Origin of the sequence: Promicromonospora panici (genome assembly GCF_900608595.1) — a bacterium.
GTDB lineage: Bacteria > Actinomycetota > Actinomycetes > Actinomycetales > Cellulomonadaceae > Promicromonospora > Promicromonospora panici.
Genome location: NZ_UWYY01000004.1, coordinates 110,160 through 132,685 on the forward strand (window position 1 = coordinate 110,160; position 22,526 = coordinate 132,685).

General features: G+C 72.2%; 20 protein-coding genes. 8 read left to right on the top strand and 12 right to left on the bottom strand.

All coding sequences use genetic code 11. From position 1 onward, the window contains the following. Positions 1-2 precede the first annotated feature (2 nt). The 3 genes from EW117_RS30470 to EW117_RS05700 all read left to right on the top strand — a co-directional run bounded on the left by EW117_RS30470 (position 3) and on the right by EW117_RS05700 (position 4,424). The gene (locus EW117_RS30470; RefSeq protein WP_165362505.1) at positions 3-2,918 is read left to right on the top strand and encodes a helix-turn-helix transcriptional regulator; all 2,916 of its coding nucleotides are present in this window, start codon (positions 3-5) and stop codon (positions 2,916-2,918) included. Between the two features lie 81 nt (positions 2,919-2,999). After that, entirely contained in the window at positions 3,000-3,863 is an 864-nt protein-coding gene (locus EW117_RS05695) for a DUF3097 domain-containing protein (RefSeq protein WP_129784587.1), read from the top strand. A 36-nt stretch (positions 3,864-3,899) separates the two neighbouring features. Continuing rightward, positions 3,900-4,424 (top strand): DUF4870 domain-containing protein, encoded by a 525-nt coding sequence (locus tag EW117_RS05700; protein ID WP_129784589.1) that lies wholly within the window; start codon positions 3,900-3,902, stop codon positions 4,422-4,424. 72 nt (positions 4,425-4,496) lie between these two features. On the opposite strand, the gene EW117_RS29310 is transcribed toward EW117_RS05700, so the two are convergent. The 4 genes from EW117_RS29310 to lepA form a co-directional block, all read right to left on the bottom strand. After that, the gene (locus EW117_RS29310; RefSeq protein ID WP_165362507.1) at positions 4,497-5,432 is read right to left on the bottom strand and encodes a hypothetical protein; all 936 of its coding nucleotides are present in this window, start codon (positions 5,430-5,432) and stop codon (positions 4,497-4,499) included. Positions 5,433-5,523: 91 nt separating this feature from the next. Further along, positions 5,524-6,513 (bottom strand): YybS family protein, encoded by a 990-nt coding sequence (locus EW117_RS05710; RefSeq protein WP_129784591.1) that lies wholly within the window; start codon positions 6,511-6,513, stop codon positions 5,524-5,526. Positions 6,514-6,642: 129 nt separating this feature from the next. Beyond that, positions 6,643-7,992 carry a radical SAM family heme chaperone HemW gene (gene hemW / locus EW117_RS05715; protein WP_129784593.1) on the bottom strand — a complete coding sequence of 450 codons (1,350 nt, stop codon included), beginning with the start codon at positions 7,990-7,992 and terminating at the stop codon, positions 6,643-6,645. Beyond that, positions 7,992-9,872, bottom strand: coding sequence for a translation elongation factor 4 (gene lepA, locus EW117_RS05720; protein WP_277986449.1), 1,881 nt, complete (start codon positions 9,870-9,872; stop codon positions 7,992-7,994). The genes hemW and lepA overlap by 1 nt, the downstream gene beginning before the upstream one ends. A gap of 134 nt (positions 9,873-10,006) precedes the next feature. Between lepA and EW117_RS05725 the strand changes: the two genes are divergently transcribed. Beyond that, complete coding sequence (locus EW117_RS05725) at positions 10,007-10,564, top strand: DJ-1/PfpI/YhbO family deglycase/protease (protein ID WP_129784595.1); 558 nt, start codon at positions 10,007-10,009, stop codon at positions 10,562-10,564. A 65-nt stretch (positions 10,565-10,629) separates the two neighbouring features. On the opposite strand, the gene EW117_RS05730 is transcribed toward EW117_RS05725, so the two are convergent. The 6 genes from EW117_RS05730 to EW117_RS05755 form a co-directional block, all read right to left on the bottom strand. Then, a complete protein-coding gene (locus EW117_RS05730) occupies positions 10,630-11,658 on the bottom strand; it encodes a hemolysin family protein (RefSeq protein ID WP_129784597.1) in 1,029 nt (342 codons plus the stop codon). Beyond that, positions 11,655-13,028 carry a hemolysin family protein gene (locus EW117_RS05735; protein WP_129784599.1) on the bottom strand — a complete coding sequence of 458 codons (1,374 nt, stop codon included), beginning with the start codon at positions 13,026-13,028 and terminating at the stop codon, positions 11,655-11,657. Before EW117_RS05735 ends, EW117_RS05730 begins: the two co-directional genes overlap by 4 nt. A 242-nt stretch (positions 13,029-13,270) precedes the next feature. Continuing rightward, positions 13,271-14,122: a transglutaminase family protein gene (locus EW117_RS05740; protein ID WP_207211765.1), complete on the bottom strand. Its 852-nt coding sequence runs from the start codon at positions 14,120-14,122 to the stop codon at positions 13,271-13,273. Beyond that, positions 14,119-15,048: an alpha-E domain-containing protein gene (locus tag EW117_RS05745; RefSeq protein ID WP_129784601.1), complete on the bottom strand. Its 930-nt coding sequence runs from the start codon at positions 15,046-15,048 to the stop codon at positions 14,119-14,121. The genes EW117_RS05740 and EW117_RS05745 overlap by 4 nt, the downstream gene beginning before the upstream one ends. Next, positions 15,042-16,661 carry a circularly permuted type 2 ATP-grasp protein gene (locus EW117_RS05750; RefSeq protein ID WP_129784603.1) on the bottom strand — a complete coding sequence of 540 codons (1,620 nt, stop codon included), beginning with the start codon at positions 16,659-16,661 and terminating at the stop codon, positions 15,042-15,044. Before EW117_RS05750 ends, EW117_RS05745 begins: the two co-directional genes overlap by 7 nt. Positions 16,662-16,759: 98 nt before the next feature. Further along, the gene (locus tag EW117_RS05755; protein ID WP_129784605.1) at positions 16,760-17,647 is read right to left on the bottom strand and encodes an aminoglycoside phosphotransferase family protein; all 888 of its coding nucleotides are present in this window, start codon (positions 17,645-17,647) and stop codon (positions 16,760-16,762) included. 149 nt (positions 17,648-17,796) lie between these two features. Here EW117_RS05755 and EW117_RS05760 point away from each other — a divergent pair, with 149 nt between their 5' ends. From EW117_RS05760 to EW117_RS05770, 3 genes are all read left to right on the top strand, one after another. After that, the gene (locus EW117_RS05760; RefSeq protein ID WP_129784607.1) at positions 17,797-18,588 is read left to right on the top strand and encodes an alpha/beta fold hydrolase; all 792 of its coding nucleotides are present in this window, start codon (positions 17,797-17,799) and stop codon (positions 18,586-18,588) included. Positions 18,589-18,630: 42 nt separating this feature from the next. Then, complete coding sequence (locus EW117_RS05765; protein ID WP_129784609.1) at positions 18,631-19,062, top strand: type II toxin-antitoxin system PemK/MazF family toxin; 432 nt, start codon at positions 18,631-18,633, stop codon at positions 19,060-19,062. A 95-nt stretch (positions 19,063-19,157) separates the two neighbouring features. Continuing rightward, entirely contained in the window at positions 19,158-19,712 is a 555-nt protein-coding gene (locus EW117_RS05770) for a type II toxin-antitoxin system PemK/MazF family toxin (protein WP_129784611.1), read from the top strand. Positions 19,713-19,733: 21 nt separating this feature from the next. On the opposite strand, the gene EW117_RS05775 is transcribed toward EW117_RS05770, so the two are convergent. Then, positions 19,734-20,858 (bottom strand): calcium:cation antiporter, encoded by a 1,125-nt coding sequence (locus EW117_RS05775; protein WP_129784613.1) that lies wholly within the window; start codon positions 20,856-20,858, stop codon positions 19,734-19,736. A gap of 243 nt (positions 20,859-21,101) precedes the next feature. Here EW117_RS05775 and rpsT point away from each other — a divergent pair, with 243 nt between their 5' ends. After that, positions 21,102-21,362, top strand: coding sequence for a 30S ribosomal protein S20 (rpsT, locus tag EW117_RS05780; RefSeq protein ID WP_129784615.1), 261 nt, complete (start codon positions 21,102-21,104; stop codon positions 21,360-21,362). A 113-nt stretch (positions 21,363-21,475) separates the two neighbouring features. On the opposite strand, the gene holA is transcribed toward rpsT, so the two are convergent. Then, a complete protein-coding gene (gene holA / locus EW117_RS05785) occupies positions 21,476-22,486 on the bottom strand; it encodes a DNA polymerase III subunit delta (protein WP_129784617.1) in 1,011 nt (336 codons plus the stop codon). Positions 22,487-22,526: the final 40 nt, after the last annotated feature.

Consider the following 22,526-nt stretch of genomic DNA (forward strand, 5'->3'; position numbering starts at 1 on the left):
CCATGCCGGTCCCTCGTGCGCGCCTGGTGGGTCGAGCTCGCGAGCTCGGCGCACTGACGGCCGCTCTCGACGACGTCCGCTCGGGCGCCAACCGCACCATCGTGATCGCCGGCGAGGCAGGCATCGGCAAGACCCGCCTGCTCGACGAGCTCACCGCACGCACCGACGGCGTCACCGTCGTCACCGGGCAGTGCGCCGACGAAGGATCCGGGCCCCTCCCCTACGCGGCCCTCGCCGGCCTCCTGCAAGGAGTCGTCCAGGCAACGGGCCCCGACGCCGTCATCAACGCGGCCGGACCCGCCGCGGGTGCCCTGTCCGCGATAGCGCCCCAGCTCGTCGCCCCGGCGTCCGACGCCGGAGCAGACCGCATCCCCGAGGTCCTCGCCGACCTGCTCACCGGCCTCGCGGCCGACCGGCCAGTCGTCGTGGTCATGGAGGACCTGCACTGGTCCGACGACGTCACCCGCGCCGTCACCCTCCGCCTCGCCCGCACCGCGCCCCCGGGCATGCTCCTGCTGCTCACCTACCGCAGCGACGACGTCGGACGCGCGCACCCCCTGCGCACCCTCATGGCCGAGCTCGACCGGGCCCGCCTCACCACCCGCCTCGACCTGTCCCGCCTGGGCGAGACCGAGGTCCGCGAGATGGCGCAGGACCTGCTCGACGCCGGCCTCGACGCCGAGTCGCTCGCCGACCTGACGGACCGCAGCGAAGGCGTCCCCTTCTACGTCGAGGAGCTCGTGGGCTTCCTCGGCACCGACCTGCCCGACTCCCTGCGCGACATCCTCCTGCTGCGCTACTGGAACCTGAGCCGCGAGGCCCAGGCGCTGTGCCGCGTGGTCGCGGCCGCCGGTCCGCGCGTCTGGTACGACGTGCTCGACGACGTCCTGGCCGACCCCGCGACAGGGTTCGGACAGCGCGTCGTCCCGAACGCCGGCGCCGATCCCGAGGAGACGGCTCGCGAGGCGGTAGAGGCGCAGGTCCTGGTGGTCACCCACGTCGGGTACGCGTTCCGGCACGCCCTGGTCCAGGAGGCCGTGTACGCCGAGCTGCTGCCGGGCGAGCGCCGCCGTCTGCACGCCGCCTACGCGCAGGCGCTCGAGCGTGCCCTCGTCCGGCGCGCCCGGTCGGTCGCGAAGCTGTCCCGCATCGCCGACCACTGGTGGCGCGCGGGGATGCTCGACAAGGCGCTCGCGGCGGCCGTCGTCGGGCACCAGGCGGCTGCGGACGGCGCTGCGGCGTCGACCGCCGTCGCGCTGGGCGAGCGCGCCCTGGAGCTCTGGGAGCAGGTGCCCGACGCCGAGGCCGTGGCCGGCCTGCCCCACCACGAGCTGCTCCGCACGGTCGCCGAGTCGCTGCGGGGTGCCACCCGGACCACGCGCGCCCTCGCCGTGGCGCACGAGGCGATCGCCGAGTGGCCCGCCGACGACCCGGCGGGCCTCGCAGGCATGCTCTCCGACACGGCGCTCATCGCGGGCCACGCCGGCTCGGACGAGGGGCCGGAGCTCATCGAGCGGGCCCTCGCGCTCGTGGAACCCGGCCGGGACGACGCCGTGCGCGGCCACCTCCTGATGCTGCAGGCGCGTCACGCCATGCTCGACGGGAGGCCCCGCGAGGCGATCGAGGCCGCGACGGCCGCCCACGACGTCGGCAGCGCGATCGGCAGTGCCGGAGTCGTGTCCGTCGCCCTGAACCTGCGGGGCGTGAGCCGGGTTCAGCTCGGCGACACCGGGGGCTTCGCGGAGATCGACGCCGGCCGGGCGGCGGCCGAGGACACCTGGCACGGACTCAGCCGGTACTACATCAACGGGTCGGACGTCCGGCTCCTCGTGGGCGACTGGGCCCGGGCGGCGGAGATCGCCCAGGAAGGGGTGGGCGCCGCCCGCCGGTACGGCTCGTCCGAGGGGTCCCGGATCATGATCGAGGGCAACCTGGCCGAAGCGTGGCTCGGGCGCGGCGACTGGGCCGAGGCCGCCGCCTGGTACGAGCGGACGGTCCCGCCGATCCCCGACAGCGTGTACTCCGTCTACCTCAGCGACCGCCGGGCCTGGCTCATGATGTGGCAGGGGCAGGTGGAACAGGCGCAGGCCGAGGCGCGCCGCCGAGCGACGACCTGGGAGCGGTTCGGGCGCCTGGAGGAACAGATCAGGTCACGCACGAGCATGACCCTGGCGGAGCTCGCGCTGCTGCGCGACGAGCCGGCCGAGGCCCTGGAGCGCATGTCGGTGGTGGTCGCCCCGGACCACACGCGCATCCCGGCCTATGACCTGCCGCAGCTCGCGGTGGCCGCCCGGGCGATCGCCGACCTCCGCGCGACCGGCCAGGACGCGGACGACGCCCCCTACCGCGCAGCCCTCGCCGAGTGCGGGCGCTGGCCGACCTTCCCCGTGTGGTCGGCGCTGTTCGAGGCGGAGCTCGGGACCGGCCCGTGGACCGCCGTCGCCGACCTGCCGAGCCCGGGTCCCGCGCACCTGCGCCCGTACGCGCTGTACCGCGAGGGCGCGCGGCTGCTGGAGGCCGGGGACCGGACCGGCGCCCGGTCGACGCTGGGGTCGGCCGTCGCGGAGGCGGAGAAGATCGGGGCGGGGCTGATCGTCCAGCGTGCGCAGGGGCTCCTCGACCGCGCGGGGCTCGCTGGCCAGGCCCGGAAGACCGAGCCGACTGACGCGGCGGAGCGCCGTCGCGCGCCTGCCGAGAACCGCCCGGAGCGGGCCGCAGGGCCGGGCAGCGGCCTGGACACGCTCACCGCCCGTGAGCAGCAGGTTCTCGTCCTGGTGGCCGAGGGCCTGACCAACGGGCAGATCGCCGAGCGGCTGTTCATCTCGGCCAAGACCGCGTCGGTGCACGTCTCTGCGATCCTGCGCAAGCTGGACGTGTCGACCCGCACGGAGGCGGCCCTCCTGACCCGCCGCCGTTGAGTGCTGGATATTCGCCCTTCGATGACACTCCGAGGGGCGAAGATCCAGCACTCAACAGGGTCGCGGATCTAGGCTCACCGGGTGGTCGACGAACGGTATGGGTCCGATGTGTTGTCCCCTCAGTTTCCTGGCGCGCAGCGGGGGCGGCGGCCGACGTCGCAGCCCACTCCCGCCGAGCCCGGCCTCGTGGTCGAGGAGGTCGAGACCGGCTGGGTAGGCGCCGTCGTGCGCGTCGAGAAGTCGGGCGGCATGCACGTGGTGGTCCTCGAGGACCGGCGCGGCCGCACCCGCACCTTCCCGCTCGGCCCGGGATTCTGGGTCGAGGGCAAGCCCGTGGTGCTCACCGCGCCCGTCCTGAACCGGGCCCCCGCCAAGCCGACGCGTACGGCGTCCGGCTCCGTGGCGGTGCACGGCGCCCGGGCGCGCGTGGCGCGCGGCAGCCGCATCTGGGTGGAGGGCAAGCACGACGCAGAGCTCGTCGAGAAGGTCTGGGGCGACGACCTGCGCGTCGAGGGCGTGGTGGTCGAGATGCTCGACGGCGTGGACCACCTCGCCGAGCGCCTCGCCGAGTTCGCGCCCGACGCCGAGCGCCGCGTCGGCGTCCTGGTCGACCACCTGGTCCCCGGCTCCAAGGAACAGCGCCTCGCCGACGAGGCGCTTCGCGGCGTCCCCGCCGGCACCGTGCTGGTGCTCGGGCACCCCTACGTCGACGTGTGGCAGGCGGTCCGTGCCGAGCGCCTCGGGCTGGACCGCTGGCCGGTGATCGACCGGGGCACCGAGTGGAAGCTCGGCATCCTGCGTTCGCTGGGCTGGCCTGCCGAGACACAGGCCGACGTCGCCCGCGGCTGGCAGCGCATCCTCGGCACGGTGCGCGACTTCCGGGACCTCGACCCCGCCCTGCTCGGACGGGTCGAAGAACTTATCGATTTCGTGACCACGTCGTAGGCCACCTCGCGGGCCGCAGCCTCTACCGTTGGACACATGTCCGAGAACCCGCAGGAGCCGCAGCCTCCTCAGCAGCCCGGTCCGCCGCCACAGCAGCCGCAGCCGGGTCCGGCCTACGGCTCGCCGCCGCCTGGTCAGTCGCCGTACCAGGACCAGTCCCAGCCGGCGCAGCCGCAGCCGGGTCAGCCCCAGCAAGGACCCGCCTACGGCGGGCCCTACCAGCCGCAGCCGCCCCTCAGCCCCTCGGACGAGCGTATGTGGTCCGTCCTCGCCCAGGTCATCCCGTTCGTGCTGGGGTTCATCGCGCCCCTGGTGGTCTGGCTCGTGTTCAAGGACCGCAGCCGGTTCGTGGACCAGGAGGCGAAGGAGGCCCTGAACTTCCAGATCACCGTGGTCATCGCGCTGATCGCCGCCGCGATCATCACCGGCGTCACGTTCGGCATCGGCGGGATCGTGTACCTCGTGTTCATCGCCCCGATCGTGTTCATGATCATGGCGGCCGTCGCGAACAGCAGGGGCGAGCCGTACCGCTACCCGGTGAACATCCGCTTCATCAAGTAGCCCACCCCGCCGAGGTAGAACCCTGGCTCGCCAGGGTTCTACCTCGCCAGGGTTCTACCCTCGGCGTTGGGGTCAGACCGCGGGTGCGCCGTAGGCCGCCGGGCCGGCCGCGGCGGGGCCGGCCGACACCGGGCCGCCCGTGATCCGGCGGAACGCGTAGGCGAGCGCGAGCACCGACAGCGGGATCGTGACGAACAGGCCGAGCCCGCACAGGATCGCCCCCACGATGTTGATGCCCAGGAGCGCGAGCTCGAGCAGGAACACCGGGCCGAAGTTCTGCCCCACCAGGCGGAACGACGAGGTGAAGGCCTGCCACGCGTTCTGGGCCTTGTCGACCACGCCGTGGTACGTGAACGGGGCGAAGATCGCCAGCGCAATGAGGCCGAGCCCGCACAGGAGCAGGCCGACGAAGCCGGCAACCATGAGCAGGAGCGCCGCGAGGATGATCATCCCGTAGGTGTTGACCTTGAAGAGCGTGCCCCAGGTCGCCTTCTCGCCGGAGACCTCGCGCAGCGCGGCGTTGATCCCGAGGGCGCCGAGGATCGAGGTGAGCAGCGAGCCCACCAGGCCGAGCAGCGAACTGCCGGCGGATACCCCGGCCGCCGCCTCGGTGCTGATGTCGCCGCGCATCGCGGCCTCGTTGATCTCCTGGTAGTCACCGATCGACCCGGCGTTGAAGATGCCGCCGACCACGAACGTGAGCAGCACGAACAGCACCCAGAACAGCCAGTTCCCCTTGAACCGGTCCCACCCGAAGCTCAGCGCCTCACCCACGCGGAACGGGCCGGACGGCTGCGTCCCGTACGGCCCCTCGGGGCCGCCGTAGGCGGGCGGCTGGCCCGCGCCACCATAGGCGGGCGGCTGCGTGGGTCCGCCGGCCGGCGGCGTCGGGCCACCCGACGGCGGCGGGGTCGGCCCACCGGCGGGCGGCGGCGTCGGGCCACCCGACGGCGGTGTCCCACCGCCCTGGTTCTGCTCGTACGGGCTCTGCGGCGTGTTCTCACTCATGTGGTTCCCCTTGGCTGGTCAGTGGTCCGACCCAACCTTCACCTCTTCTCCGCATCTGCGCATGTGCAATTGCCGAGTTGTTACCGGGGAATCAGGCGTGGACCGGCTCCCCGGTCCACCGCTGGACGAGATAGGCCCCCACCAGCAGCATCGCGGGTGCGACCACGACGAGCCCGATCCCGCACGTGAAGATCGACGCGAGGGCGAGACCTGCGAAGATCGCGAAGACCGCGAGCGCGGCCCCGAGGTGGGACAGGACGAGCCCGGCGCCGCCCGCGAGCGCCCGGCCGAAGCCCACCCCCTTCAGGATCAGGAACGGCACCGGCAGCAGGAGCAGTGTGAACACGACCTGCACGAGCCAGCCGACCATGGGCACGACGGTGCTGGCGAAGCCGAGGGCGCCGGTGATCACCGCGTACCCGAGGAGCCCGCCGAAGCCGCGCAGGGCGAAGAAGTCGCGGAAGCGCACCGAGCGCTTCCGCGTGGCGGCGAGCGCTCCTGCGTACAGCAGGGCCTGGAGCAGGAAGCAGATCCCGGTGCCTGCGGCAGCGAGCCCCTTGGCGGTGAGGGTCTGGCCGGCGGCCTGCGCGGCGTCGATCGCCGCTGGGTCCGTCGCGTTCAGCAGGCCGGCCAGGGCGGACGGGCTGAACATCAGGACGACGGCGAGCTGTGCCACACCGAGCAGCAGGCTCATCAGCACCCAGATGCCCCACCTCGCGCCGAACGCGCTCCAGGCCCAGCGCCACGCGTTGCCGACCGTCGCGGGCTCGCCGTCGTCGGGCCGGTGCTCCGCCCCCTGGATGTCGGAGTACTGCGGGAATCCCGGCTGCGGGGTCTGGTGCCCCTGCTGGTAGCCGGATGCGGGGGCCTGCTGGTACCCCTGGGACTGGCCCCAGACACCGGGCTGCGGGTCGCGCTGCTCCGGCTGCTGCTGGGGCTGGTAGTCGGGCCGGCCGTACGGGTTGGCCGGGCGGCCGTAGGGGTCGCGCGGGCCGTACGGGTCGACCGGCTGAGGTTCCTGCGGCCGGGGGTCCTGCCCGTACGGGTCCTGTGGGTTCCAGCCGCCGTAGGTGTTGCTCATGCGCGTGCCCCTTGCCGGGCGGGCTGTGCCGCCTCCGTAACGGTGTGAATCGGCACAAGATATCGACGATTTCGCCTACTGTGCAAACAAACTATTCGGCACTCCGGAGGAGATTTCCGGAGCTGAATTTCAGGCCGTCAGGTCGCGTACGACGGCGTCGGCGAGCAGGCGGCCGCGCCGGGTCAGCACGGCCCGCCCGGGCACCCCGCCGACGCTGTGCTCGCTGCCGCCACCGACCGCGGCGCGGCCGTCGAGCAGACCGCGCGCCACGAGCCCCGCCACGGCGGTGCGGCCCGACGGCGTCAGCACGCCGAGGTCGAGGCCCTCGCGCAGCCGGACACCCAGCATCACGCGCTCAAGGTGCGCCTCCTCGCGAGTGAGCAGCTCGCGACCGGCACCCGGGCTCTGCCCGGCCTCCAGCCGCGTCGCGTAGGCACGGGGATGCTTCACGTTCCACCAGCGGACGCCGGCGGGTGTCTCGGTCCCGACCGACCGCGCGGCCGGTGCCGACACGTAGCTGTGCGCGCCCGGTCCGATGCCCCACCAGTCGTCGCCGCGCCAGTACCCGATGTTGTGCCGGCACTCGTGTCCCGGACGGCCCCAGTTCGACACCTCGTACCAGCGCAGGCCGGCCTCGGTGAGCAGTTCGTCGACGAGCTCGTACTTCGTGGCCTGGTCGTCCTCGGAGGGCAGCGCCACCTCGCCGCGCCGCACCTGGGCGGCCATCTTCGTCCCTGGCTCGACCACCAGCGCGTACGCCGACACGTGGTCGACGCCGGTGGCCAGCGCGGTCTCCACGCTGGCGCGCCAGTCGTCGAGGGACTCGCCGGGCGTGCCGTAGATCAGGTCGAGGGACACGTCCAGCCCGGCGTCCCTGGCCCACTGCACGACGTCGGGGATGCGCAGCGGGTCGTGGGTGCGCTCCAGCGTCGCCAGGACGTGCGGCATCGCGGACTGCATGCCGAACGAGACGCGCGTGAACCCGGCGTCGGCCAGGACCCGCAGGGACTCGGGCGTGACGGAGTCCGGGTTGGCCTCGGTGGTCACCTCGGCGGCGGGAGCCAGGCCCCACGCGTCCTTGATGCCGCCCAGTACGCGTGCCAGGTCCTCGGCGGGCAGCATCGTCGGGGTGCCGCCGCCGAAGAAGACGGTCGAGACCTCGGCGGGCGCGCGGCCGGCGTCCGACAGGACCTTCGCGGCGAGGTCCACCTCGCGCAGCGCCGTCGTGGCGTATTGCGCCTGGTTCGCCCCGCCGCCCAGCTCGGACGCCGTGTAGGTGTTGAAGTCGCAGTAGCCGCACCGCACGGAACAGAACGGCACATGCACGTACACGCCGAACGCCCGGTTGGTTGTGAGCGCATTCGTTGCGACTACGTGTCCCGTTTTAGGCGCAACGATCCCGCTCACAACCCCCGGGTGGAGCCAGGCGGGGAGGGCGCCGTCGGTGGGGACCGGTTCGCCGGAGGGAAGTGCGGGCACTACTTCTTCTTGTCCTTGGGGGCAGCTGAGTCGGAGGAGAGCGCGGCGATGAACGCGTCCTTCGGCACCTCGACGGAGCCGATGTTCTTCATGCGCTTCTTGCCCTCCTTCTGCTTCTCCAGCAGCTTGCGCTTACGGCTGATGTCACCGCCGTAGCACTTGGCGAGCACGTCCTTGCGCATGGCGCGGATGGTCTCGCGGGCGATCACGCGCGCGCCGATGGCGGCCTGGATCGGCACCTCGAACTGCTGGCGCGGGATGAGCTCCTTGAGCTTGGCGGTCATCATGACGCCGTAGGAGTACGCCTTGTCGCGGTGCACGATCGCACTGAACGCGTCGACCTGCTCGCCCTGCAGCAGGATGTCGACCTTCACGAGGTCGGCGGACTGGTCGCCGGTCGTGTCGTAGTCGAGCGACGCGTAGCCGCGGGTCTTGGACTTGAGCTGGTCGAAGAAGTCGAAGACGATCTCGCCGAGCGGCAGGTGGTAGCGCATCTCGACGCGGTCCTCGGACAGGTAGTCCATGCCCTGCAGGTCGCCGCGCTTGGACTGCGCGAGCTCCATGACCGCGCCCACGAACTCGCTCGGGGTGAGGATCGTCGCCTTGACGACGGGCTCGCGGACCTCCTTGATCTTGCCCCCGGGGAACTCCGACGGATTGGTCACCTCGACCGTCGTGTTGTCCTCCATCGTCACCTCGTAGATGACGTTCGGGGCGGTCGAGATGAGGTCGAGGTTGAACTCGCGCTCCAGGCGCTCGCGCACGATCTCCAGGTGCAGCAGGCCCAGGAAGCCCACGCGGAAGCCGAAGCCGAGCGCCACCGACGTCTCGGGCTCGTAGTTGAGCGCGGCGTCGCTGAGCTTGAGCTTGTCCAGGGCGTCACGCAGCACCGGGTAGTCGGAGCCGTCGATCGGGTACAGGCCCGAGAAGACCATGGGCTTGGGGTCGCTGTAGCCGGCGAGCGCGGTGGTCGCGGGCTTGGCCGCGTTCGTCACGGTGTCGCCGACCTTCGACTGGCGCACGTCCTTCACGCCCGTGATCAGGTAGCCGACCTCGCCGACGCCGAGGCCCTTGGTCGGGTGGGGCTCTGGCGAGCTGACCCCGATCTCCAGGAGCTCGTGCGTGGCGCGCGTCGACATCATCGCGATCTTCTCGCGCGGGTTCAGATCGCCGTCGATCACCCGCACGTAGGTCACGACGCCGCGGTAGGTGTCATAGACGGAGTCGAAGATCATGGCGCGCGCCGGGGCGTTCGCGTCGCCGACCGGGGCAGGGACGCGCTGCACGATGCGGTCGAGCAGGGCCTCGACACCCACGCCCGTCTTGCCGCTGACCTTGAGGACGTCCTCCGGGTCGGTGCCCACGAGGTTCGCGAGCTCCTCGGCGTACTTCTCCGGCTGCGCCGCAGGCAGGTCGATCTTGTTCAGGACCGGGATGATCTCCAGGTCGTTCTCCATGGCCAGGTAGAGGTTGGCCAGGGTCTGCGCCTCGATGCCCTGGGCGGCGTCGACCAGGAGGACCGCACCCTCGCACGCGGCGAGCGAGCGGGAGACCTCGTACGTGAAGTCGACGTGCCCCGGGGTGTCGATCATGTTCAGGGCGTACGGCGTCAGCACGCCCGCGTCGTCGGCCAGGGCCCACGGCATGCGCACCGCCTGCGACTTGATGGTGATGCCGCGCTCACGCTCGATGTCCATCCGGTCCAGGTACTGCGCGCGCATGGCGCGCGCCTCGACCACGCCCGTCAGCTGGAGCATGCGGTCGGCCAGGGTGGACTTGCCGTGGTCGATGTGCGCGATGATGCAGAAGTTGCGGATCAGCTCGGGCGCGGTGGCGTTCGGCTGGATGCGCGCCGTGAGCGCAGGACCGGGGATGGGCAAAGCGTTCTCGCTCCGTCGTCAGGGTGGTGGTCAGGGTAGGCGGGGCCAGCAGCCATTCTCCCACGTCCCGTGCGAGCGAGGCGCGGTCGTGCCTACGGTCGGGGAGCAGCGGTCCCGACCGGAGGAGGAGAACCATGCCGCACCTGACCAGCAAGCAAGTACTGGTGCTAGTGACCAACTACGGCGTCGAGCAGGACGAGCTGCTCGTGCCCGTGCGCCACCTGCGCGATCACGGCGCCGTGGTGACCGTCGCTGCCGTGACCGGGGACGACGTCCGGACCCTGGTGGGTGACGAGAAGCCCGGCGAGTCCGTCAAGCCGGACACCACCATCGACGCCGTCGACCCGGCGGGCTTCGACCTGCTGCTCGTGCCCGGCGGCACGATCAACGCCGACACGCTGCGCCTGCAGCCCCCTGCCATGTCGGTCGTCGAGGCGTTCACCTCGTCCGGACGGCCGGTCGCGGCGATCTGCCACGGCCCGTGGGCGCTGGTGGAGGCCGGGAAGGTGTCCGGGGCGACCCTGACGAGCTACCCGTCCCTGGCCACCGACGTCCGCAACGCGGGCGGCACCTGGGTGGACCTGCCGGTGGTCCGGGACGACGGCGCGGGCTTCCCGCTGATCACGTCCCGCATCCCGAAGGACCTCCCGGACTTCCTGCAGGAGGTCGACACGGTTCTCGAGGCTCGCTGAGTGCGGGATATTCGCCCCTCTGACCCGTCTGCCGGGGGCGAATATCCCGCACTCAGCGGAGGCGGTCAGGCCTGGGCCGCCGTCGTGCGCGGCAAGAGGCGGCGGAGGACGTCGGCGAGCGTGACCACGCCGTAGCCCGCGCCCGGGCCGTCGTCCCGCGACACCACCGCGAGGTGGTTGCCCGTCTCCCGCATGCTCGTCAGGGCGCTGTGCAGCGGCACGTCCGCGGCGAGCTCGAAGACGGGCCGGGTGACGTCCGCGACGGGCGCGTCGTCGGCCAGGAGGAGCGTGTCCCGGACGTGCACGACGCCGTCAGGCCGCCCGCCCGCGCCCTGCACGAGGATCCGCAGGTGGCCGGAGGCGCGGGACGCCTCCTGCACCTCTGCGGCCGTCGCCCCCTGCCCCACAGCGGACGGCGCCGCGTGGCCGGCGAGCAGGTCCTCGACCGTCAGGCGGCGCAGGTCCAGCGCGCCCGAGAGCTGGTCGGAGTAGGCCACCGAGAGCGCCCCGACGCTGGCGGAGTGCTCCACCAGGTGCCGCAGGTCGTCGGGCCCTTGCCCGGACGCCACCTGGTCCGCCGGCTCGACGCCGATCCGCCGCAGGCACCAGTTCGCCGCGCCGTTGAGCGCCAGGAGCGCCGGCCGGGTCACGACCATGAACGCCCGCATCGGGAGCGCCAGCATCGTGGCGCTGGCCTCGGGGTGGGCGATGGCCCATGACTTGGGTGCCATCTCCCCCACGACCAGGTGCAGGAACGTCACGATGACCAGCGCCAGCACGAAGCCCGCGACGTCGGCCGCCCAGTAGGGCGCGCCCCACGTCTCGAACACCGGCGTCAGCCAGTGGTGCACCGCGGGCTTGGTGATGGCGCCCAGCGCCAGCGTGCATACGGTGATGCCGAGCTGTGAGCCCGCCAGCAGCACCGTGAGCTCGCTCGAGCTGCGCAGCGCGGCCCGGGCGGAGCGGCTGGTGGACGCCGCGTCCTCCAGGCGGTGCCGCTTGGCCGCGAGCAGCGCGAACTCCACGGCCACGAAGAACGCGCTCAGCGCGATGATGAGGACGGTCGCCGCGAGGACGACCCAGGGGTTGCTCATCGGGTCTCCTCGGTCTCGGCGGCCGTCAGGGCCTCGGCGACGGTGACCCGGACGCGGGACGGCACGTGCCGCTCCACCTCGAGCACCTCGATCCGGAGCACCTCGTCCGCGTGCGGCTCCTGCGCGACCAGGTCGGCCGGGTCGGCGGGCAGCCCGACGTCGACGACGTCGCCGGCCGCGAGCAGCGAGCCGTGCGCGGCGATCGCGAGACCCGCGATCGTCTCGTGGTCACCGTCCGGCAGGTCGCGGTCGACGGCCCGCTCCACCTCGTCCAGGTGGACGTCGCCGGCCATCACCCACACCCCGTCCGACGCCGCGGTCACGGGGTCGATCTCGTCGTCGTGCTCGTCGGTGATCTCGCCGACCAGCTCCTCCGCGAGGTCCTCCACGGTGAGCACACCGGCGAACCCGCCGTACTCGTCGACGACGCACGCCAGCTGGTTGCGCGTGGCCGACAGCTCCCGCAGGGCGTCGGGCAGGGCCATCGCCGTGGGCAGCACGAGCGCGGGGCGCAGCAGGTCCGTGACCGACGTCGTCCCGGGGCCTGCCGAGAGCAGGTCCGCCAGGTGCACGACGCCGACCACCTCGCCGTCGTCGTCGACCACCGGGTAGCGGGAGTGGCCGCGGCCCATCAGCTCGCGCACTTGCGCGAGCGTGTCGCCGGATTGCACGACGCCGACCCGGGCGCGCGGGATCATGGCGTGCTCCACGTCCTGCCGCGGGAAGTCGAGGATGCGGTCCAGCAGCACCGACAGGTCCCCGGGCAGGTCACCGCTCGCGCGCGAGTCCGCGACGATGTGCTCCAGGTCGCGGACGGTCGCCGAGTGCTCGACGTCGTGCACCGGCTCGATGCGCAGCAGCCGCAGCAGCGCGTTGGACGCGGCGTCGAACACCTTGATCAGCCAGCCGAAGACCGCGAGGTAGACAGTGGTCGAGCGCGCGAGCCACAGCGCCACCGGCTCCGGCCGCGCGATGGCCAGGTTCTTCGGGACGAGCTCGCCGAACAGCATCTGCACGAGCGTCGAGAACAGGAGTGCGAGCACCGTGCCCACCGCGATGCCGATGCCGGTAGGCACCCCGACGCCGCCGAGGGCCTCGCCGAGCGCCTCACCGACGAGCGGCTCCGCCACGTACCCGACGAGCAGTCCCGTGACCGTGATGCCGAGCTGCGCCCCGGACAGCATGAAGCTGGTGCGCCGGGTCACGCCGAGCGCGCGCCGCGCCCCGGCGTCGCCGGCCTCCGAACGGGCCGCGAGACGGGCGCGGTCCACCGCCATGTACGCGAACTCCTGCGCGACGAAGTAGCCCGTCGCGACGGTGATCACCAGGATCACCACGACGCCCAGCAGGAGAGAGATCACCCAGCTCAACGCCACCACCTCCGCCCGGCGGGGTTACGGCGTACGGCTGGGCAGGGACTATGACAGTCGGCGTCCATGATCCTTCGCGAGATGTGGTGCGGTTCGGTTGCGGCCCGAGGGTCTCCGGCCGGATGCCCAGGTGGGTCATCGCGTGGAGAACGACGGACACGCTCCTACAGTTCCATGGCGGGCGGGGGACGTCATCCGGAGCGCCGGAAATGTGGGCGGCGCTGCCGATCGTGCCGTAGCCGTTACTCGACCCGCGTGATCTCCACGGTCACGGCGAGCGTCGAGGAGCCCGCGCCGGCGTAGACGCCCTTGAACGGCGGCACGTCGCCGTACTCGCGCCCGCGCCCGACCACCACGTGGTCGCCGCCCACGAACTTCCGGTTCGTGGGGTCGTAGCCGACCCACTCGCCGGTCCACCACTCGACCCAGGCGTGCGACTCGCCCTGCACCGGCTCGCCGATCCCGGCGTCCGGCTCGGGGTGTACGTAGCCGGACACGTACCGCGCGGGGATGCCGACCGAACGCAGGGCGCCGAGCGCGAGGTGCGCCATGTCCTGACACACGCCCTTCCGCGCCTCCCACGCCTCGTCCGCCGGGGTGTGCACGGTCGTGACGCCGGGCACGTACTCGAGCCGGTCCCGGACGGCGAGGCAGATCGCCTCGGCCGCCCCGTCGGGATCCAGCCCGCCGGCGGCCGCCAGGGCGAGCGCCGCGAGGTCCGACGGCGGCATGGTCACGGGCGACTCGGCAAGGAACGCCGCGTGCGCGTCCAGCACGGGCTCGCTCGCCAGGTCCTCCCAGCCGGGGACATCACCCGCGGGACGGCCGCCCGCCGAGTACCCGGAGGCCTCCACCAGCGCTTCGGCCACGATCTGGAGCTGGGTGTGCGGACGCAGGATCTCGAACGCGGTCACGCTCGTGCCCCAGTAGTCGGTGTGGCTGGCGGACCAGGTGGTGGGCGACGTCGACAAGGACGCCGAGCGCACCGTCTGGCGCGCGTCGTGGACGGGGCGCATGCGCGCCTGGTTGTACGAGTCCGTGACCGGTGACGCGTAGTCGAACAGGGTCGTGTGGACCACCTTCAGCAGCGTCACAGCGCCTCCTCCACCCAGGCCGTCGTGGCCACCGCCGGAAAGTACCGGTGCTTGATCGCGCCGCTCGCCCGCGTGCACGCCACCTGGACACGCTCCATGGTGTCCGGCAGGTCGGTGAGCAGGTCACCGAGCCGGGCGAACTCCAGCTCGGAGCGCATGATGCCGAGCGCCCGGCGGGCGTCGTCCGACACGGCGTGCCGGCCCTCGACCGGCTCCAGCTCGCGCAGGGCGCGCTCCGCGGCGTGCAGCGCGTAGACGATCGACCTGGGGAACAGCCGGTCGAGGATGAGGAAGCCCGCGGCGTCGGCGTCGGACGCCCGGCCGCGGTAGGTCCGCAGGTAGGCCTCGTACGCGCCGCAGGACCGCAGCAGGGTGTTCCACCCGGGCCCGCCCGTACCGAGGCGGGCCTGGGTGGTGATCAGACGCGCGGTCATGTCGGCCCGCTCGATCGCCTGACCGAGGACCATGAAGTGCCACGTCGAGTCCCGCGGCGTCGCCGACTCCATGAGCCCCGCGACGACGGCGGCCCGCTCCCGCACCCAGGAGAAGAACTCGTGCGGCCCCCGGCGCGCGTGCGACGGGAGCGTGTTGCGCGTCGTGTTGAGGCACTCCCACAGGTCGGTGGAGACGATCTCGCGCGCCCGGCGGGCGTTCTCCCGCGCCGCGAGCAGGGACCCGGCGATCGAGGACGGGTTCTCCCGGTCGTGGGCCAACAGCCGGAGCACGGTGTCGCGGTTCACCTCGCGATCGCCGGGGCCCGCCGGGTGGTCCATGATCGCCAGCAGCGACCGGCAGGCCGTGGCCTCGTCCGCCCACGGGTCCTCCGACAGCATCTGGACGTGCACGTCGAGGATCCGCGCCGTGTCGTCGGCGCGCTCGACATACCGCCCGATCCAGAACAGCGACTCCGCGATCCGGCTCAGCATGCGGCACCTCCGGTTGCGGTGGTCGAGCTCGTCGAGACCTGCTGTTGCTGTTGCTGTTGCTGTTGCTGGTTCGCCGCGACGTCGTCCGGGTTGGTCGCGCGGGGCACGCCGGCCGGCGGCGTCGTCGGCCGGGTGGCCGGTCGGCTCTCAGCAGAAACGGCGACCACCGGCCGCGGACCGGCGTCCGACTCCAGCACCCAGGTGTCCTTGGACCCGCCGCCCTGCGACGAGTTCACGACGAGCTGTCCCTCCGGGAGCGCGACCCGGGTGAGCCCGCCGGGCAGCACCCAGACGTCGGAGCCGTCGTTCACGGCGAAGGGGCGCAGGTCCAGGTGGCGGGGCCGGAAGGCGCCGTCGACGAACGTCGGCCCCGTCGAGAGCTGCACCACGGGCTGCGCGATCCAGCCGCGCGGGTCCTCGACGATCCGGGAGCGGACGGCATCGATCTCGGCGCGGGTGGCCTGCGGCCCCACCACGATGCCCTTGCCGCCCGAGCCGTCGACGGGCTTCACGACGAGCTCGTCCATGCGGTCGAGCACCTCGGCCCGGGCGTCGGGCTCCTCCAGCCGCCAGGTGTCGACGTTCGCCAGCACGGGCTCCTCGGCGAGGAAGTAGCGGATGAGGTCGGGCACGTAGGTGTAGACGAGCTTGTCGTCGGCCACCCCGTTGCCGAGTGCGTTCGCGAGCGTGACGTTCCCGAGCCGCGCGGCGTTCACCAGGCCGGGCACGCCGAGCATGGAGTCGCCCCGGAACTCGACGGGGTCGATCCACTCGTCGTCCACCCGCCGGTAGATGACGTCGACCCGGCGCGAACCCTCGGTGGTTCGCATGTAGACGCGGCCGCCCTTCGTGTACAGGTCGCGGCCCTCGACCAGCTCCACGCCCAGGAGCCGGGCCAGCAGGCTGTGCTCGAAGTACGCGGAGTTGTAGACGCCCGGGGTGAGCACCACGACAGTGGGGTCGGGGACGCCGTCGGGCGCGCTCGCGACGAGGGCGGCCAGCAGCCGCTGCGGGTAGTCGACGACGGGCTGCACCCGCAGCCGGCCGAACAGCTCGGGGAACGTGCGGACCATGGCCCGGCGGTTGCTCACCACGTAGCTCACCCCCGACGGCACGCGGACGTTGTCCTCCAGGACGCGGTACTGGCCGGCCTCGTCGCGCACCAGGTCGATGCCGCTCACATGACAGCGGACGCCGCCCGCCGGCTGGATGCTCGCGGCGACCCGCTGGAAGTCGGAGCTGGACTGGATGAGGCGTTGCGGCACGACGCCGTCCTTGACCGCCTGCTGCGGGCCGTAGACGTCGTCGAGGAACGCCTCCAGGGCGCGGACCCGCTGCTGGACGCCCAGCGCGATGTCGGTCCAGTCGTCCTGCTCGATGACGCGGGGCACCACGTCCAGCGGGAACGGGCGCTCCTCCCCCGCGAAGTCGAACGTGACGCCCTGCGCCAGGTACGAGCGCGCCAGCGCGTCCGCGCGCGACGCGACCTCGTCGGCGGTGAGGCCGGTGAGCCGGCCGTGCACCTGCTCGTAACAGGACCGCAGCGTGCCGTCGCGGTCCAGCATCTCGTCGAAGGCCTGCTGGAGGGGGTATCCATCGAACAGGTCTGTCATGGCCGAACTGTATGGCGATGGTCAAGACATGCCGGTTCCGGTTGTGTTTCCAACCGGTGTCGGCCCGGCGGTTCGACGCCGGCCGCGGTCCCTGCCCCTCAGCCCTCGACGACGGCCGCGACCCGCGCCTGGCTGGCCAGCGCGAACTCGGGCCAGCGGTCCCAGTAGTAGGGCAGCGCGATCGTGGCCTCGACCAGCATCCAGCCCTTGCCGCGCGCCCAGGCGTCGCCGGGATCGGCGAGCCCGTCGGTGGCCGCCGCCCGGAAGGCGGCCCGCTCCGCGCCCGCGAACTGGGTCCAGGCGGGGATCAGGTCGGCGGCCGGGTCGCCGATGCCGATGGTTCCCCAGTCGATGACGGAGGTCATGCGCCCGCCGTCGGCCAGCAGGTTTCCGGGCAGCAGGTCGCCGTGGATCCAGTACGTGTCCGACGCCGGACGTGCATCGAGCGCCTCCTCCCACACCTTTGTCACGGCGGGGCCGTCGATACGGTCGCCGGACGCTGCGACGGCGGCGCGGACGGCGTCGTCCAGCCGGGCGAGCGGGACGCCGCGGGAGGTGCCGGTCACGAGCGGCCCGCCCTCGGTGCTCACCGTGCGGAGCGCGGCGACGAACTCGCCGAGCTGCCAGGCTGCGCCGGTTCCCAGCTCACCGAGCGCGGGTGAGGCGCCGTCGAGCCAGGGTGTGACCGACCAGCGGAACGGGAAGCCCTGGCCGGGCTCTCCGACGGCCTCGGGTACGGGAAGCCGCAGCGGCAGATGCGGGGCCAGACGCGGGAGCCAGCGGGCGTCGCTGAGCGCCTGGTCCTGGGCCCAGGCGATCTTGGGCATGCGGACCAGCAGCTCGTCGCCCAGCCGGAAGAGGTGGTGGTCGGTGCCGCCGGCTGGCCCCGGCGTCACGGGGAGGTGCGCCCACTGCGGGAACTGTTCGGCGATCAGGCGGTGGACGAGGTCCGGGGTGGATCCGACCTCGTCGTCGTGCAGGCTCATCCGCACACGGTGACACCACCCCACCCCACCAGGCCACGTCTTTGTTGTGGGCGTGATCGTTGCGCCTAAAGCGGGCGTGAAACCGCAACGATCGCGCCCACAACAAACGGGACCGATGAGTTACGCGTGGCCCCGCCGTCGGACCGGGCATGACTGAATTCGCGACCACCAGCCAGGGCGACCGCGTCGCCTACGACCTGCGCGGCGGTACCGGACCTGCCGTCGTCTTCGTGACGGGCGCCGGGCCGGACCGGGCCGATGACCCGATCACCGCCGAGACCGCGCAGCGCACCGCCGACGCGGGCCTGACCACCGTCACGTTCGACCGGCTGGGGCGCGGGGAGAGCCTGGCAGTTGGGAGCCTCGACCTCGACCGGGAGCTGGCGGCCGTCGCCGCGATGATCGACGTCGCGGGAGGTTCGGCGGTGCTGGTCGGGCACTCGTCCGGGTGCTCGGTGAGCCTGCGGGCCGCCGCGGCCGGGCTGCCCGTCGACGGCCTCGCCCTCTGGGAGGCGCCCCTGGGCGACCCCGCTGCGACGACGCAGGCGTGGACCGACGAGATCGAGCGCCTGCTCGACGCCGGAGATCACGAGAACGCGATGCGGCACTACATGAAGGACATGCCGCCCGAGTGGCTCGCCGGCATGGAGTCGTCCCCGGCCTGGCCGATGATCGCCCTTACCGTCGCCGCCTACCGCGCGGACGCGCAGTCGCTCGCCTGGGCACAGCACGCGCTGGAGGACGGCACGCTCGACGTCACGGTCCCCGTGCTCGCGATGTACGGGGTGGAGACCTTCCCCGAGATGCCCGTGGCGGCGGCGAGCATCGTGGCGGCCGTGCCGAAGGGCACCGACAAGGAGATGCCGGGAGCGATGCACAGCTGGGAGCCGGAGCCGATGGCAGCCGAGCTGGCGGAGTTCGCCCGACAGTGTGCCGGGTAAGTCCTGGATGCGCGGTTCACCCGTTCCGGTACGGTTCCGGACGTGAGCTTCGCATCTGACAACAGCTACCCCGGCGACTACGAGGGTGACGTCCACCCGATCTACAACCCCGAGCTCGACGGCGACCCAGACCCCGGCGAGGTCGTCTGGACCTGGGTGCCGTACGAGGAGGACCACGCCCAGGGCAAGGACCGCCCCGTGCTGCTCGTGGGCAAGGACGGGCCCTGGCTGCTCGGCCTGCAGCTGACCAGCCAGGACCACGACCGCGACGCGCTGCAGGAGGCCCGGGCCGGCCGCATCTGGATGGACGTCGGCACCGGCCGCTGGGACAGCACCGGCCGCGACTCGGAGGTCCGCATCAACCGGGTCATCCGCGTCGACCCGGACGACGTGCGCCGCGAGGGCGACATCCTCGCGGAGGATGTCTTCAACGACGTCGTGAAGTACATGGACCGGGCGCTCGACCTCACCTGATCCGGGCGTTCCGCGGCTCGGGCGCCCGGCGTCGGGGCGCGGCGTCCGGCGTCGGCCGCCCGGCTCGGGGGCCGGCGCCGGGCTACCCTGCCTGCGTGAACCAGAACCCGTGGATCAAGCTGCTCGGCGACGTCGTCGAGGCCGTGGCGCGTGCCGCCTTCGACCAGGACGATCGCCGCCCGAGCGGCGACCGCTCCGCCCCGGGACCGAAGCCGCGGACGCCTCGTCCGCCGTCAGGCCGGAACCTCCCCGAGACCGACGGCTACCCCGGCGACTTCGTGGGCCGGGTCACGCCCGTCTACCGGCCGGAGATGGACGGCGAGCCCGATCCCGGCGAGATCGTCTGGTCGTGGGTCCCGTATGAAGAAGATCACAGCCAGGGCAAGGACCGCCCGGTGCTCGTCGTGGGCAACGACGGGCCCTGGCTCCTCGCGCTGCAGCTGACCAGCCAGGACCACGACCGCGACGCCGAGCAGGAGGCTCGCGCGGGCCGCACCTGGATGGACATCGGCACCGGCGCCTGGGACCGTTCGGGCCGCGCCTCCGAGGTGCGCCTCAACCGCGTGATCCGCATCCACCCGGACGCCGTCCGTCGCGAGGGCGCCATCCTGGACAAGGCGGTCTTCGACCAGGTGGCGTCAGCCCTCTGACCCTCCGACGTGTCCGAGTGGCTAGGGCTGGATCGAGACCGCGAGGAACGCGGCCAGCAGCACCAGGTGCACCACGCCCTGCAGCGTGTTGGCCCGGCCCGGCGCGATGCTCAGCATCGCCGTCACCACCGAGACCGCGAGCAGCACCATCTGGACCGGTTCGAGGCCGAGAGTGAGCGGCCCGCCCATCCAGATCATCGCCACCGCGATGGTGGGGATGGTCAGGCCGATCGACGCCATGGCGGAGCCGTAGGCGAGATTCAGGCTGACCTGCACGCGGTCGCGCAGGGCGTTGCGCACGGCGGCTATCGACTCGGGCGCGAGCACGAGGAACGCGATCACGACGCCGACCAGGCCGTAGGGCAGGCCGGCCGCCGTCACCCCGTACTCGATGGTGGGCGAGAGCATCTTGGCCAGGAACACCACCGAGACCAGCGCGACGACCAGCAGCCCGAGGCTGAGCCACGCTTCCTTGACGGCCGGCGGATCGGCGTGGTCGTCGCCGTCCTCGTCGCGGATGACCCCGGTGACGCGCCCGTACCGGTCGCTCGTGACCGGCAGGAAGAAGTCGCGGTGCCGCACGGTCTGCGTGAACACGAACGCCCCGTACAGGACCAGCGACGCCACCGCGGCGAAGCCGAGCTGGAAGGGTGTGTAGGCCCCGTCCGGTGCGGAGGTCGTGAAGCGCGGCAGCACCAGGGTCACCCCGGCCAGGGCGATCACGGTGGCGAGCGCCGAGCCGGTGCCCGACGCGTTGAAGCTGACCAGATGGTGCTTGCTCGCGCCCACGAGCAGGGACAGCCCCACGATCCCGTTGACCGTGATCATCACGGCGGCGAACACGGTGTCCCGGGCGTACGTGCTGGCGGCGTCGCTGCCGCTGCTCATCAGCATGAGGATCAGCCCGACCTCGATCACGGTCACCGCGACCGCGAGAATGAGGGAGCCGAACGGCTCGCCGACCCTGTGCGCAACTACCTCGGCATGGTGCACCGCCGCGAGCACGGCACCGACGAGCGCCGCGCCGATCGCGGCCAGGACCACCGGATGCTCATGGTTGCTCCACGTGACCACGAGGAGCGCCGCGGCAAGGATCGGAACCACCACGGTCCACTGGAAACGGCCCCTCAGCGTGGTGGTAGTCATGAGGCGAATTCTAAGGTGCCTCGTCAGAGGTTCTTTTGCCGACGGCGGGCGTAGCCGGTGTCACACCGGACCGGCCGTACGACGCGGCGAGGGCTCTGGTAGCCTTGGAGGTCGCGTGTCCGCCCAGGTCGGCGGGCACAGTCTCAGTTCCTCTCCACGGGTCCCCACCCCAGTCCCGGAACTGCGACCGCCCTCTACGACCTATCCGCTCGCCGTCAGGCGAACACACCAGGAAGTCCCATCGTGGCAAACATCAAGTCCCAGATGAAGCGCATCAAGACGAACGAGAAGGCTCGTCTGCGCAACAAGTCCGTCAAGTCGGAGCTGAAGACCCACGTGCGCAAGGTGCGCGAGGCCGTCGCAGCCGGCGACAAGGAGACCGCGACGGTCACCCTTGCCACCGCGTCGCGCAAGCTCGACAAGGCTGTCGCCAAGGGCGTCATCCACGCGAACCAGGCTGCGAACCGCAAGTCGGCTCTCGCGAAGTCGGTCGCCGCTCTCTGAGCACCCCTAGAAAGACGCCGTCGGTCCCCGTGGGACGGACGGCGTCTTTCTTGTTGCGTTGAGTGCTGGATTTTCTCCCCACGGACGCCTTCGGAAGGGCGAAGATCCAGCACTCAACGGGGTCGGCGGGAGCGGGCAATCGTCATGACCGCGCGTTCCACCGCGAAGACCGTGTCCCGGGCCTCGCCCTTGACGTCGGCATCAGCCTGCGCGACGGCGGAGATCGCCGCCGCCAGGCCCTCGGGCGTCCAGCTCCGCAGGTCCTTGCGGGCGCGGTCCACCTGCCAGGGCGCCATGCCCAGGTCCCGGGCCGAGAGCCCGCCGCCACGCATCGACGCGACCTTCGCCAGGTTGCGCAGGCGCAACGCCAGGGCCGCGACGATCGGCACCGGGTCGAGGCCCGTGTCCAGCGCGTGCCGCAGCAGCGCGACGGCGCCGCCGGCATCGCCTGCCACCGCGGCGTCCGCGACCCGGAAGCCCGTGGCCTCGACGCGGCCCCCGTAGTACTTGTCGACCGTGGCGGCCGTGACGGTGCCGGTCGTGTCGGCGATCAGCTGGGAGCAGGCCGACGCGAGCTCGCGCAGGTCGTTGCCGAGCGCGTCGACGAGGGCGCGCACGGCCTCGGCGTCGACCCGGCGGCGGGCCGCCCTGAACTCACCCGTGACGAACGAGGCCTTCTCGCCGTCCTTCGTCACGGGCTCGCACACCATGACGGGCGCGCCCGACCTCGTGATCGTGTCGAGCATCTTCTTGCCGCGCTGCCCGCTGCCGTGCACCACCACGACGACGGTCTCCTCGTCCGGTGCGCCGACGTACGTGATGAGGTCGGCCATCAGCTCCTCGGTGCCGGACTCCGTCGACCGGACCACCACGACCTTGGCCTCGCCGAACAACGACGGGCTCGCGGCGACCAGCAGCTGGCCCGCCCCGTACGTGGCGCCTTCCAGCTCGACCTTCTCGACCTCCGGGTCGCGCTCTCGTGCGAGCCGCACCACGCCGTCGACCGCCCGCTCGGTCAGGAGCGGCTCGGCGCCGCGCACGAGCACGACCGGGGCGAGCGTGGGCTCGTCCCAGCTACGGCCGGCGGGAGGTGGGGCGGTACGGCGCTTGGTTGCTGGAGGCACGGACACAGCCTGCCACGCACCACCGACAATCCGAGGAGGC

Excerpts from the sequence above, each read along its gene's own strand:
- EW117_RS30470 (WP_165362505.1), top strand. The coding sequence starts at position 3 with ATGCCGGTCCCTCGTGCGCGCCTGGTGGGTCGAGCTCGCGAGCTCGGC.
- EW117_RS05700 (WP_129784589.1), top strand. The coding sequence starts at position 3,900 with ATGTCCGAGAACCCGCAGGAGCCGCAGCCTCCTCAGCAGCCCGGTCCG.
- EW117_RS29310 (WP_165362507.1), bottom strand. The coding sequence starts at position 5,432 with ATGAGTGAGAACACGCCGCAGAGCCCGTACGAGCAGAACCAGGGCGGT.
- EW117_RS05710 (WP_129784591.1), bottom strand. The coding sequence starts at position 6,513 with ATGAGCAACACCTACGGCGGCTGGAACCCACAGGACCCGTACGGGCAG.
- EW117_RS05725 (WP_129784595.1), top strand. The coding sequence starts at position 10,007 with ATGCCGCACCTGACCAGCAAGCAAGTACTGGTGCTAGTGACCAACTAC.
- EW117_RS05730 (WP_129784597.1), bottom strand. The coding sequence starts at position 11,658 with ATGAGCAACCCCTGGGTCGTCCTCGCGGCGACCGTCCTCATCATCGCG.
- EW117_RS05745 (WP_129784601.1), bottom strand. The coding sequence starts at position 15,048 with ATGCTGAGCCGGATCGCGGAGTCGCTGTTCTGGATCGGGCGGTATGTC.
- EW117_RS05750 (WP_129784603.1), bottom strand. The coding sequence starts at position 16,661 with ATGACAGACCTGTTCGATGGATACCCCCTCCAGCAGGCCTTCGACGAG.
- EW117_RS05755 (WP_129784605.1), bottom strand. The coding sequence starts at position 17,647 with ATGAGCCTGCACGACGACGAGGTCGGATCCACCCCGGACCTCGTCCAC.
- EW117_RS05760 (WP_129784607.1), top strand. The coding sequence starts at position 17,797 with ATGACTGAATTCGCGACCACCAGCCAGGGCGACCGCGTCGCCTACGAC.
- EW117_RS05775 (WP_129784613.1), bottom strand. The coding sequence starts at position 20,858 with ATGACTACCACCACGCTGAGGGGCCGTTTCCAGTGGACCGTGGTGGTT.